The 12,096-nt window shown below is 56.5% G+C and carries 12 protein-coding genes and 5 pseudogenes; 6 read left to right on the top strand and 11 right to left on the bottom strand.

What is annotated here, in order from left to right; translation table 11 throughout:
• Positions 1 to 352 precede the first annotated feature (352 nt).
• Both RX328_RS08300 and RX328_RS08295 read left to right on the top strand, forming a co-directional pair.
• Positions 353 to 550 (top strand): hypothetical protein, encoded by a 198-nt coding sequence (locus RX328_RS08300; protein WP_213253874.1) that lies wholly within the window; start codon positions 353 to 355, stop codon positions 548 to 550.
• Positions 551 to 627: 77 nt separating this feature from the next.
• The gene (locus RX328_RS08295; protein WP_108521678.1) at positions 628 to 1,557 is read left to right on the top strand and encodes a TauD/TfdA dioxygenase family protein; all 930 of its coding nucleotides are present in this window, start codon (positions 628 to 630) and stop codon (positions 1,555 to 1,557) included.
• Between the two features lie 73 nt (positions 1,558 to 1,630).
• Here RX328_RS08295 and RX328_RS08290 read toward each other — a convergent pair whose 3' ends face one another.
• Positions 1,631 to 1,840 (bottom strand): hypothetical protein, encoded by a 210-nt coding sequence (locus RX328_RS08290; protein ID WP_213253875.1) that lies wholly within the window; start codon positions 1,838 to 1,840, stop codon positions 1,631 to 1,633.
• Here RX328_RS08290 and RX328_RS43305 point away from each other — a divergent pair.
• Positions 1,767 to 1,922 carry a hypothetical protein gene (locus RX328_RS43305; protein ID WP_375293203.1) on the top strand — a complete coding sequence of 52 codons (156 nt, stop codon included), beginning with the start codon at positions 1,767 to 1,769 and terminating at the stop codon, positions 1,920 to 1,922. The genes RX328_RS08290 and RX328_RS43305 overlap by 74 nt on opposite strands.
• 112 nt (positions 1,923 to 2,034) lie before the next feature.
• A pseudogene (locus tag RX328_RS08285) lies at positions 2,035 to 2,465 on the top strand (hypothetical protein).
• A 418-nt stretch (positions 2,466 to 2,883) separates the two neighbouring features.
• On the opposite strand, the gene RX328_RS08280 reads toward RX328_RS08285, so the two are convergent.
• A complete protein-coding gene (locus RX328_RS08280; protein WP_213253876.1) occupies positions 2,884 to 3,258 on the bottom strand; it encodes a serine hydrolase in 375 nt (124 codons plus the stop codon).
• A 238-nt stretch (positions 3,259 to 3,496) separates the two neighbouring features.
• On the opposite strand from RX328_RS08280, the pseudogene RX328_RS08275 reads away from it, so the two are divergent.
• Positions 3,497 to 4,129: pseudogene (locus RX328_RS08275) on the top strand (IS5 family transposase); the annotation flags it as partial.
• On the opposite strand, the pseudogene RX328_RS08270 reads toward RX328_RS08275, so the two are convergent.
• The 8 genes and pseudogenes from RX328_RS08270 to RX328_RS08235 all read right to left on the bottom strand — a co-directional run.
• Positions 4,130 to 4,285: pseudogene (locus RX328_RS08270) on the bottom strand (IS630 family transposase); the annotation flags it as partial.
• 69 nt (positions 4,286 to 4,354) lie between these two features.
• Positions 4,355 to 4,562, bottom strand: a pseudogene (locus RX328_RS08265) (IS5/IS1182 family transposase); the annotation flags it as partial.
• A 31-nt stretch (positions 4,563 to 4,593) separates the two neighbouring features.
• Complete coding sequence (locus tag RX328_RS08260) at positions 4,594 to 5,193, bottom strand: GNAT family N-acetyltransferase (RefSeq protein ID WP_082646336.1); 600 nt, start codon at positions 5,191 to 5,193, stop codon at positions 4,594 to 4,596.
• A gap of 1,563 nt (positions 5,194 to 6,756) precedes the next feature.
• Entirely contained in the window at positions 6,757 to 8,001 is a 1,245-nt protein-coding gene (locus RX328_RS08255; RefSeq protein WP_213253877.1) for a type II toxin-antitoxin system HipA family toxin, read from the bottom strand.
• Positions 7,998 to 8,312: a helix-turn-helix domain-containing protein gene (locus RX328_RS08250; protein WP_249726883.1), complete on the bottom strand. Its 315-nt coding sequence runs from the start codon at positions 8,310 to 8,312 to the stop codon at positions 7,998 to 8,000. The genes RX328_RS08255 and RX328_RS08250 overlap by 4 nt, the downstream gene beginning before the upstream one ends.
• 384 nt (positions 8,313 to 8,696) lie before the next feature.
• Positions 8,697 to 9,029, bottom strand: a complete 333-nt coding sequence (locus RX328_RS08245; protein ID WP_057854102.1) for a hypothetical protein — start codon at positions 9,027 to 9,029, stop codon at positions 8,697 to 8,699.
• A gap of 479 nt (positions 9,030 to 9,508) precedes the next feature.
• Positions 9,509 to 9,790, bottom strand: a complete 282-nt coding sequence (locus RX328_RS08240; protein ID WP_213253878.1) for a hypothetical protein — start codon at positions 9,788 to 9,790, stop codon at positions 9,509 to 9,511.
• A gap of 26 nt (positions 9,791 to 9,816) precedes the next feature.
• Entirely contained in the window at positions 9,817 to 10,056 is a 240-nt protein-coding gene (locus RX328_RS08235; protein ID WP_213253879.1) for a hypothetical protein, read from the bottom strand.
• A gap of 93 nt (positions 10,057 to 10,149) precedes the next feature.
• Here RX328_RS08235 and RX328_RS08230 point away from each other — a divergent pair.
• Positions 10,150 to 10,377, top strand: a pseudogene (locus RX328_RS08230) (IS630 family transposase); the annotation flags it as partial.
• Between the two features lie 24 nt (positions 10,378 to 10,401).
• Here the strand turns inward: RX328_RS08230 and RX328_RS08225 are convergent.
• Entirely contained in the window at positions 10,402 to 11,994 is a 1,593-nt protein-coding gene (locus RX328_RS08225) for a carbohydrate porin (protein ID WP_213253880.1), read from the bottom strand.
• Positions 11,995 to 12,096 lie beyond the last annotated feature (102 nt).

Below are 12,096 nucleotides of genomic sequence, written 5' to 3'. Positions count from 1 at the left end.
CGTTGGCCCCGAGCTAGGCGCTCGACCTCAGGTATCGTTAGGCGCTGCTTCTTCGCGCGCGCTGGCCATCGGGGCTAGCCAGCTATCTGGTCGAATTATCGGCCCAATTTGGTGACCGTCGCGCCGGGTTTTCCCGATCCCTTTGGCGCTCTTGCCGCCAGGTAGTCGTTCGCGGCTCGTTTTCGCGGCTGGCACGGTGCTTGCTGGAGATCACTTGCTAAATGCGAGGTTTGCCTATGAAACCCGGTGACGTCACCTGCGCACCCAAGCGCTTCGTATCTTCTTGGAAGGACGAGATCGTATCCGCGATAGTAGAGAAGTTTCACCAAACCAATGATCGAAGGCAGTCTCGATGAGACTCTTCGAAGTTGAACCTGCCGGATCGTCGATCCTCAATCAAGCTAATGCTGCACCGAGGCAAGGGGCACCGGCGAGTTTCAGGCGTATCCCATCGAAAATGGTACGGATCAGCCGCGATCCGTGCGTGGCCGCTTTTGCCTCGCACGAACAGCGCACCAACGGGCCGATTGCCGCGGATTTTGATGATTAGCAATCTAGCGTTCACCCATTCCGGCTCGCAGCTGAATGCGTTTGTTTGGTGAAGAAACCGCAAAGGCTGGAACATCCATGAGCGAAACGACCTTGATCGATAATGTCATTCCGCGTACCGATATCGTCAAACGCGCAGCGCGCATCGGCGCCGAAATCAGAAATATCAAGCTCTCGAGCGATTTGCCGGACCAGACGATCGCTGCACTCAACAGCTTGCTGCTCGACCACAAGGTGATCTTCTTCCGCGACCAAGGTCATCTCGATGACGCCGAGCAGGAGCGATTTGCTGCCCGTTTCGGGAAGCTGGTGCCGCATCCGATGCTCGGCGTTGCCAAGGGAACGGCATCGCTCCTCGAGCTTGACTCCGCGCGCGGCGGTGGCCGGGCCGATGTGTGGCACGCCGATGGGACCTTCGCCGATTCCTATCCCAAGATTTTGGTGCTGCGGGCCGTTGTGATCCCACTATTCGGCGGCGATACGGTCTGGTCGAACGCCGCGGCCGCCTATCTCGACCTGCCGCCACCGCTGCAACGGCTTGCAGACGAGCTCTGGGCCGTTCACAGCAACGTCTTCGACTATGCCGGAATGGCCCGAGTCCGCGAGGTCGATAAGAAGCATTTTGACGAGGTCTTCACCAGAACCAACTTCGAGACTGAGCATCCCGTGGTGCGTGTCCACCCCGAGACCGGAGAGCGGACGCTAGTGCTCGGCGCTTTGGTACAGCGTTTTCTTGGCATCCCCAAATATGACGGCCAAAAGCTGTTGGATATATTCCAGTCTCATATCACCGCGCCTGAAAACACCGTGCGCTGGAACTGGAGGGAGGGCGATGTCGCGATCTGGGATAACCGCGCCACACACCATTACGCGGTCAATGATTACGGCGACCAGCATCGCGTCGTTCGTCGCGCCACCATCGAGGGTGACGTGCCCGTCAGCATTGATGGCAGGTGCAGTGTAACGCGCGTAAGGTCACCAAGCAGCGGCCCAATGAAGACCGCCTAACGCGTTCGCAAATTCACGGAGATCCTACCGTTATAGACTATGCTCCCGCGTTCGTTGCTTGTGCAAGTTGAGGTCAAACGGCCAGCGCGGGGCTGACGAAGATCTGGTTTTCGCGAGCCTCATCGAAAGCGGGGTCGGCGCTGCAGTAGACGTACAGCCCTTCGCCGCCACGGCCTGTAGGCCACGAGGTGTGCGCGACGGCCGAGGTAATCAACGTCGAGGGAAAACGAGTTGACTTCAAGGTGCCGGCAAGCGACGGGATAGAGGAGATCGGCAGCGGCACCTATCAACGGGTGGTGATCGATCTTCGTTCGTCCAACGAGTGCCTTAAAAATGAGGAGCTCCTAACGCAACGGTCGGCCTGACATTGCGGCCAGCTTGTGATACAATGCATGCCGGATCTGCTCGTGAGGAAGCAGTAGCGCCTTGCGATGGGAAAAGGAGAATAATCGGGTGCGACCAGAAGGCGAGCATAGCGTGGCTTCTCACTGGCAGTATCAGGTTAGGTTCGATGTGAATGATTCCGCCACGGCGGAATCGGTAGGCCGAAAACTTCGTGTTCCGGCACTGGCACCGCTGTTCGATATCCTCGCCAAGCATCGCGCTGCGCCGAAATGCCAGTTCGATGCCTTTGCGGAGTATGTCGCCGCAGCAGAAGAGCACGGCGTCGAAAACTATCCGCTCTACAGTGGACAAAGGCGACGATTGAGAATCCAGCGAAGAAGGAAAAGTATTTGAAATCCTTTGCACTCTACGTAGACGACCGGGAGATCTATGCCAAGGAGATTGCCGACGCGCTGGAGGCGGACTTGCAACCGCTCACCACTAGCGGGCTCATCACGCGAATATCGAAGTACGATACCAACCCCGCCAACAATCCTCAGCCGCGGCAGGGCCCCCGCGATTAGGGCTGGGAGCGAGCTGAACGCCGGCTATTGGCCCCAAGCCGAAGACCATCCTAAGGACGCGCGGTCCACTTTCTGAGGGATTGTGTTGCACAAGTCGATTTTCGCCGATGACCAAAATTCTGCGGGCCGTGGGCGCGACTTTCGTATACAAAATGTGAGGGACCTCACGGCCTCACGCAAAATTCACAGGCAACTTCGATACCACGATTGAGGTCATACGAATCAGCGATCGCTCGCTGCTTAGTGCTTTCGCGAAAAATCTTGAGCCCTGCAACTTTCGACTTTTGCAACACTATCTGGGGTGAATCGGACAGGGTTGGCGCTGGCCTTCGACCGATGCTTATGGGCCCAACTCGAACGTGTCAGCCTCGCGGGGCGGATCCGACGATTGTGATCAGAAGAGCGCTGGGGTCGAACCTCAATCAGCCGCATAGAACGCTTCCCGAATGGGATTCGAGATCGCGCCGGAGCCAATAATCGCCGTCTTGGTCATGAACCGCTCGGTGACAAACGATTCCAGGCTGTTTCCCGTCACTTTCTCGATCACGGCCCTCAGCACGTCCGTCGTAAGCGAGTATTCCCAGCCTGTACCAGGCTGATAACAAGCGGAACGGAGGCGAGACGCTGCATTGCTTCGACGCAACGAAGGGGGCGCCCAAAATGCCAGAATTGACAAATGGAGGCTCTGTCCAAACTTTCGACCGCTCCGTCGCACAGAGAGGTCATTGCCGGCTACTACAATGTCGGCAATTTCGGCAGCGCCGATCGGATGGACTACAGTAATCTTATCCACCAAGGTTCCGCCGCGTCGTGCTCGCGTTTGGCAGCTTGGCGATGAAGTGTTCGGCGTCATGCAGCGTTTGGGACTGCTCCTTAGCTGGAGGGTTAGCGGTTGCGCAGTACGACATCGCTCTCCCCCACTCGTCAGCGCAGAGGTTTACCTACTAGACTAGCAGGCTGCGGAAAAAGTATCGCGGATCGGCTGCGATTGTGATTCCTTTGTCCTGTTGAATCGGGGCAGAGGACAGCCGATGCGCGGAGAAGATGAGGCGTCAGAGGGCCTTTTTTCGTACGTGAGCTGCTCGGCGCGGGTTCCCAAAGATCACCCGCTGCGGGCCATTAGGCGGCTTGTCGATGGGGCACGTGAGGCGCTCTCAGGCGATTTCGCGAAGCTTGGCCAGCCTTCGATTCCGCCAGAGAAGCTGTTGCGGGCGCTGCTTTTACAAGCGTTCTACTCGGTGCGCTCAGAGCGCCAGTTGATGGAGCAACTCGATTACAATCTGTTGTTTCGCTGGTTCGTCGGGCTGTCGATGGACGCGCCGATCTGGGACGTGACGGTATTCACCAAGAACCGGAAGCGGCTTCTGGAAGGGGATGTCGCGGCGAAGTTCTTCGGCGCGGTGTTGGACCAGGCTGAGGTGAAGCAGCTCCTGTCGAACGATCACTTCTCGGTCGATGGCACGCTTATCGAGGCGTGGGCATCAATGAAGAGCTTCCGACGCAAGGACGGCAAGGACAAGCCGCCGGATCCAGGCCGCAATGGCGAGCGCGGCTTCCACAAGGAGAAGCGCTCCAACGAGACGCATGGATCAACCACCGATCCGGACGCCAGGCTCTATCGCAAAGGTGATGGCCAAGGCGCCAAGCTCTCCTTCATGGGGCATTGGCCAGCCGTCCGCACATCGCAGGATCGCGCGGCACCGCTCAGATAGCGACCGCGCAACACGGTGACGACGGACTTGTCTCTCCAAGTACGTCCGCTCCTGCGCACTCAGCACCAACGGCTCGATCGGCCGGCCTCTCACAGCTGCATTCGCCACAAGCGCTCTCGTCTACAGAGAGATTCGAGCTATCATTATAATGTGACGAACTTGCGTTCCAGATGACTAGAAGGGTTGCAGTACCACCGCTCGAAGCAGCTTCTCTGGTGCGATCGATGGCCGCCCGAAGTCCACGTAAAGCGCCGTGAAAGCCTTCGACACTCAACGCCGCGTTTGCTATTACCCGGATCGTTCGCAGCGGATGATCACCGCGGAGGCGGGCTTCCAAATCCACATAGCTGAATAGCAATCCATACTGCTCGTCAGAGCGGCGCATCTCCATTTCCCGATTCAATCACTCCAGAGAATTATGCCAAACGCCTGCCCGCTAGTGACTTCTTCAACAACCTGTTAGAGCTATCGCGACGTTCGAGAAACGGCCCGCTCGCAAGCCTTCCTGTCCGGACGCCCTGGGAGACTGGCCAGCGTTCGGCGAAAATGCTCTGGCCAAGGCCGTGCAACGGCAACTTGAGGCGTGGGCCGATCTCTGCAAAACCGGCCTTCAAGTAGAAGGCCAAGCTGCGGTTGCGGCTCCACGTCGGCTGCCTCGGCGCCCCCAGTTCAAGCTGACCCCAGCCTTTTACCGTCCCCAGGCTCACGGCAGCCTCAATGAGGCGCATCGCGATCCCAGACGATCGCTGGTCCGGCACCACGTAGAGTTCGGTAATGATGCCGTAGGTTCCGCGCGCAAAAAGGGCCGCGCTTTCCGACAACATGATGATGCCCACAGGACGAGCCTCCGCGAAAGCAAGAAACCCATAGACGCGCTCTTTTATGAGGAGGTCGACAGCAAGCTGGGTATCTAGTCCGGCCTGCACTTGGCCGCCCTCAAGTTCGGCAAGTAGGGCAGCAACCATGTGGGTTACCGTTGTGACGTCATCGACAGACACTTCGCGCGTGGTCACCATGTCACGTCCTCGTCCAAGCTCAAGCAACATGCCAGCTAGTTCAGTAGCGGCGCCGGAGGCTGCTGCAGCACCCAGCCCGAGGCTGATACACCCTCTGGTTGAAATTAATATGACGCCTTAGTTCACAATGAGGTGATAAGATGTTCGTGTCGCTCCTGGCCAAAAATATCACAGAAAATCGAAAGATAACCTGTCGACCACATCGTCATGGTCGTCTGGAGCGCTCTCTTCTTTGGACCTGCGTGCCGCCCCCACATCGGGGCCCTCGTGTTCGTGCTAGGACGTCGCAGGAGCGCGGCTGACCGTTTGCGAGCAGCCCCGCGCATGTCGATCTATTCTCCCCCTTCGTGAACAGCTCGAGCGGCTGGCCGACCAGCGGCATCTGGGCAGCGTCAACAAAAGGACGCACACAAGTCATTAACAAGCTCTGCGCGTAATGGAATCACGATGTCGAAGATGTTGTTGCGCATCATGAGCTCCCTGACCGGCATCATTGCTTGATAATCAATCCTCTCAAAGAATTCTCGAATGCGCGAGTCTAAGATGAACCATTTTTCGTTGAGAGGAGATACTCAATTTTTCTTAATTTCGCAGCAGACGCATTGTTTGTTGCCGTGCGGTGACGAACAGCGTGCACGAACTCGTTACCTAACGAATTCGTACAATTCTGCTCCCTGCGTGCGCGATTGCAAGCGAGCGGCTCTCCTGTTCCTCTAACGACAATTGTCTCCATTCTGTCGAAGCGATTTGCGGCCACCTATCGCATGGTCGCTGAAAGCTCTCTCAAATTGTCGCCAGTCCGCGCTTCGCGGCATCATCTATCGTCCACTTGAATCACTTGCGTTTGCGACTTCGTCCGTTTGTTGAAATATTCTTCTAACGCCCGCCGACATCCACAACACGCGCGTCCTGTTGTGCTCAGTCGCCTCGCGAATAATAGAGACATCGCGTTCCGAAATATTATGAATAGACGGCATCGAACAAAAAATATCTCGGTTCGCGCGGGAGCAAGGTCTTCGGCCGTCCTCTGGCGGCCAAATGGTGCAGAAATTCAGCGATTTCCGCCCCTATTGCGCAGGATCAATTAGCCGTAGCCCGAGCGATGCCAATTGATCGGGACGGACTGATACAGCAGGTTTGCGGAAATGCTTGCAGACGGGGAGCCCGCATCTGTTCATCATCTCATGCTCGATACTGTGGTCGTCGGGCGGTCAGCCTGGCCCTTTTCCAGACCTCACGCGATGTCCGGGCTGGAGCCCGGAATGCGTATGATTGTGTTGAAAAAGTCCTTGTTCGCTGATGACTGAAAATTCTCAGGACCGCTGGTGCGTCTATCTCGCTGTGAGATGAGGGACCACATCAATTACCCAAAAACGATCGCTGGCGCTCGTATTGATTCTGCAAAGCCTTGCAGCGGCTGAAATTGCCAATGCGCGACACTTGCGAGATTTTCGGAACCCCGCGATTTTCGAGTTTTTCAACACAATCCGTATCAAAGCGGAAGTCTGCGGACCACTCCGGATTTATAGGTTCACGTCCCTGATCCTGCTTGGTCGTTGGGATCTACGGATCGAGAACGTTTGCCATTTCTTCGATATGGGCATCGATCCGGCTGAGGACCTGGGCAGGCACAACATCGCGTTCTGGAAGAACCGACCACTTGTCGCGCACGGTCGCCGCCGTCTCGGCTACGGCTGTCACCACTGCCCCTTCCGGAAGACGACTTCGATTTGCGAAGTTGCGCCAGCGCTTTGGAGTAAGCGCCTTGAACGACTTTTCGCCGGCAAGGCTCAGCGCCATACCGTCCTTTGGGATGTAAGGAACTGTTGAAAGCACGTCGTAGACAGGCGACAGCGTTGGTGTCCGTCCGTCTCCGGGATACAGCAGCGACCAATTCTTGAGATGCATATCACCGTTCCCGGTGACCGCGGTGAGTGCAAGGCGCCGAACAAATTCGATGGCTGAATCAAAGGAGACGCCGCTGTTCAGCGCTGCTGCGATATTATGATAGGCTGCGCCAATGTATTTCTCCGACGGATAGCGGCCAAAGACCTGTGCGAAGTCTTCCATATGGACGCGCGCTCCGTCCGCGCCGCGGTCGAAGCGACGGACAAGCAGCACCTTGCCCGTGGACATGGTGTTGAACTCTTCCGGAATGCCGGCGAACTCCTTCTTGTCGACGAGTTCGCGTGCCGGCACTTCCATCCCCAGCGCTTCCGCCAAGGCGAGAACTGCGAATTCGTTTTCCGAAAGCCCGATGTGAGTGAGCGAGGGAAATTTCGCGATATATTGCCCTTGCTCGCCGTCTACGGCGAGTGTGATCCCACCTTCCTTTCCTGTGTTCTTCATGACGGAAAGCTTCATCTGCACACCGGCAAGCGAAAATCGCGCCTTTTTATTGCCCTCCGCTTCTGGACCAGTTGGAATGGGGATACCATCACTCGGCAAAGCGCATACCGCTCCTGGCAGGTTGATCCCCAGCGCAGCCAAGAGATCGAAGTCGTTTCCTGGTCTTACTGACGCCGCGTGGTGCTTTTCCATCGCCTCGCGCAGTTTCTCTTCGGGCAGCAGGTTCGCAAAGAACGGTGGCAGCGCGCCGCGTATGGGTTTTGGATCCCGGCGGAGGCTGCCGTCCGCTGAGCGAAGCGACAGGCTGAAGATTGGCGGGTTGTTTAAGTTCCGGTAAGCGGGCAAAAGGTTGAACGCATTGTAGTCGCCCGGCGTCCGCACGAGCGTGCCGACTGGAAGATCGTTCAACGAGATATCGAGCGACTGGATGCGCTCTGCCGCGAGAACGGTCGGACTCATGCGCCTTCCTCCTCTTCAACGTCTGACGTGAATGCGGGGCGATCATCATCGTCGGCGGCGGGCTGCAGCATCGACTGAATAGCGGGCACCATCGCCTGCGGGATCAACATCATTTCCATGCCAAGGGCGCGGGCGACGTTGACGAGCGTCGTTGCACGGGCGGCAGCGGCACCGGTTTCAATGTCCCGATAGCGTGGTCTGCTGATGTTCGCCCGAAGGGCGATTTGCTCCTGGGACAAGCCAGCGGCCATGCGCACCTTTCTAAAGTGCATGCCAAGATCCTTGAGCAAGGGGTCTGGGGCGGAGGTCATGATATGTTCCCGGATCATTTGCCAGTGAGTGATACGTAAACAGATCATTTCGATCGGTCAAGATGAAACGTAAACGAATCTTTCGGGTTGGAAATGATCCGCAAACGTATCTATCGAACAGTTTGGCTTGGGACGGTCAGTTCCCGCAGGTGCTGGCGCTCGGAAGGCGGGTGAAACGAGCCGGCCTCGGTCAATGGCCCGATCTGCCATACTCGCCGCATGCTGCTGCCGCTGATGATCCGGCCCAGCAGGACTAGCGACCCTCAGGAATACCGTCATACGGTCATGGAATTCCGGTGCCCTGAGGTGGCGCTGTCATCGCTTGACTCGGGCCTCCGCGGGAAGGACCTGAGGTGCCACTACCACTTCGGCTCATCGCACAGCTCACTTGCCCCGCGCCCGGTCGATCTGCTGTTGCACCCAGCCATCAAATTCAGAAAGCGCTTCGGTGATAGCGTCATCCAAATAATCCATCTGCCGGTTGAGATCATCATGCGCCGCGGCTGCGCGCAGCCAATTCGTCTCCGTTCCGATGAGATTCGCCTTCTGCCGCCACTTAACAATGGGCACAGTCGAGTACCGTCGCTTCCACGTCGCCATGAGACGCGTTTTATGGCCCTGCATGAACGGCGCGTCCCATGGAATCCAAATGTTCTCGCCACCCTTCTTCCGAAGCGCGGAATTATGATCGTATGCAAATTGGAGATTTTCCAGCATCGCAGCCGGCGGTGTCTCCCATCAAGATCACGACTGATGTAATTGAAGTGCTTTTCGATGCGTCCGATCCGCTGCATCAGTTCGGTCTTGAGCGACATTCCCAACGTGGCGCAATCCGACGTGATACAGTTCATTACGATAGGCATGCGCTATCGCAATGAAGCGTCTTTCATCCTCCGTGATTGCATCGACATGCCTCATTACGGCCAGCTTCGGCTCGAAGTAATTACCCGTCGCCTCGCGACGCATCTTGGGACTAAGCGGAGTCTTATCTTTTCCGGCGCCGTGGGCAGCGTATTGCACGATCGGTGAATGAGCAATTCCGTGGCGTTATCGATCAGGATCAGCGCGAAGCGGCTGTGGATCGGCTGATCGACGGCAATCTCCGCAACCGCCATGTCCAACTGTTCGATGATAGTCGAAAAGAATTTCACAGGCTCTCGACCCTCGTATCCGTTGGCGCTGTGCGATAGGCGACACTACCGCTTTCCAAAACGACGCCTCAAAAGTACGAGACATTGCTGCATCGTTTGCTCCTCCTTGATGTAGACGCTTGGCGAGGCCAGTCCCGGCAGGTCCGGATCGCTGACTGTCATATAGAGACAAAGCTTGTCGGGGCGTGGAAACAGCTTGGACGCTTCCCGCTCCAACTCATCGACCCATTTCGCCGTCTTCGCAAACTCCGCCGCGAAATTGTGCAGCAGGCGTGTCGCGTTTTCGAGAAGTCCGGCGGATTGTGCTGCGGCTTCGCGCGGTGTCATCCCGTTGAGGCTTGAGTGCGGCGTCTCTATCCAATTCGAATGTGCTCGCCGATCGGTGCGTTTGACAGGGGCATGATCGTGTTCAACCGCTCCAAACGCTTCAGCCGTTCGGCTTCTTCTGCTTCAACATTGCGCTGCGCGGCTCGTGCTTCGTGAGTGGCACGCATTGCCTGAATCGCACCGCGGACCGGCAAGCCAAGATCTTCGGCTTCCTCCTCGCGTTGATCTTTGAGAACCGCACGCGTGGTCGCGAGGGCTTTTTTCAACGTTCGCCGCCTGGCAGCCCCTCTATGGCGATTTGCTTCAAGGATCGCTCGCCATCCGAACTGTGCTCCGACCGACAAGACGTCGAAGCCCTGTCATGGATCAATCAGGTCGAGCGCTGGTTCGCTGAACTCACCAGAAAGCAGATCCAGCGAGGTGTCCACACCTCCGTCAGGCAGCTCGAGGCCGACAGCCGTACCTTCATCGACCAGCACAACAAATATCAGAAGCCCTTCAAATGGACCAAGTCGGCGTACCAGATTTTGGCTTCCGTCAAACGCTTCTGCCACAAAGCCCAGGAGACTTTATGTGGCGAACTTTAGAGTCACGTGACTAGCCTTGAGGACTTAGAAGAATATCGAGGTAGACACCAACAAATTCAGAGCATGTCCCGTTTGGCGCGTGTGTGTAATGCTCGTCGGGTTGTTGATGTATGCCAGTCCTACACTTGCATATATCCCGGGTGCCAGATGCGCGGTATAGGTGCCCAAGATCGCTGTGCTGTCGCGATGCACGAGATTCCCTTTAGCCAAGGCAGCGTCCACTGCAAAGTTGCTCCAGACGGTGTTAGTGGCAACAATAGCAATCTGATCACTGGGCCGGCTGTCAAACAGTCCCTTCGCATAGAGACGAAGCTCGTAATATTGGCTGACTTTATTTAGGTCAGGTGGAGCGTACATTACAGAGAAACCACCATAGATACCACGATATGCCGAGCCCTGGACATCAGACTGCCAGAGTTGCCTGTCCGCTGCGACGTAGTAGACGCTGTTCGCGTCGGCTCTCGATTGCTGCGGATACTGCAAGTTCTTGTAGGTGCTGTTATTGAAACCGGCGCCCGCCCGCAACCAGGTCTCGGGTAAGCCCGGAGCAGCTTTGTTCTTGTAGCCAATTTCATCAAGCAAAAGAATGCCCGCGTTGGCCGTGCTCCAGCTTAAGCCGCTGGGATTTTCGGTGATCTGCGCATACTGACCGTCTGGACTGATTGAGCGCTGGATTGAGACCTTGTCATATAGGTGATCATCAAAATTGTACTTCACGTTGAGAGCTGGCGTAGGCGCGGCATTGTTGCTCATGCCAGCTTGATACAAAATATTCGACGAGGGGGCCAAAACGCTTGCTCCTGCGTTCCCTCCGACCAATGTGCCTGCGAACTCATTTACATTTCTGAGGTAACCCATTTTAAGTTCGAGTTTCCTGTCGAAAAACGTCTGGTAATAGGCCAATGTATTGAGACCCACTCTATCTGGCCCTCCGGGTTTCCATGTCCAGTACTGCTGCTCGGCTCCCACGACGATCTGACCATCGGGAATTCCAAAGCGGCTGAGATCGTAGGTCACAATCATGAAATTTACGGTACTAAATGTCGGATTCTGGCCCATATATAGCTGATTGGCGGTGGTGGCACTGGCTGCATTTGGCAGTTGATTGTCTACGAGGCTGATTACTGTCCCGCCAACGTAGCCGATCCCGACCTCTGCCAGCGCGGATCTAACGCCGCCTTTATCGTGATCTATCGTATCGGCAGGACCAGGGATATTGAGCCACATACCTTTTTCGCGGAGGTTCTCGAACTTTGCGAATGGGTCGATCTCCTTTTGAGTTCTGTTTTTAGCAATTTCATCCGCACTGTCTCGCTTTGCGGAAGGCAAACTGGCAGTTTGTGCTAGCGCCGAATTACCGACGAGAAGCGTTGCTCGTTTGAGCTGGCGGCTTCGGAATTTTGTGACCGAATCGGACTCCATCTCAATTCTTCTTTTAGCAACCTCATCTGGAATGTCGCGTTTTGGCTTAGGCCCATTGGCAGTCTGTGCCAGCGCCGAACTGCCGACGAGGCTCGCTGCCAGGGAGAGTGCGATAGCCAGCCCTCTGTGCTTCGTAGTTGATCGAAAGCTGACAACGCGTGCCGCAGCCGTCGCCACGACAAAGTAACCATGCATAGTGAACTCCGCGTCCGCATTGCTAGTCTTGAATGGATTACGCTCCGGCCTGATTGGCCCGGAGCTGACCCCCAACCTTCTAATGTCTGAAGGCTCCGGGGC

Source organism: Bradyrhizobium sp. sBnM-33, assembly GCF_032917945.1.
GTDB lineage: Bacteria > Pseudomonadota > Alphaproteobacteria > Rhizobiales > Xanthobacteraceae > Bradyrhizobium.
The sequence above is the reverse complement of the archived record's forward strand: the minus strand, read 5'-3'. Positions and strand labels throughout refer to the sequence as shown.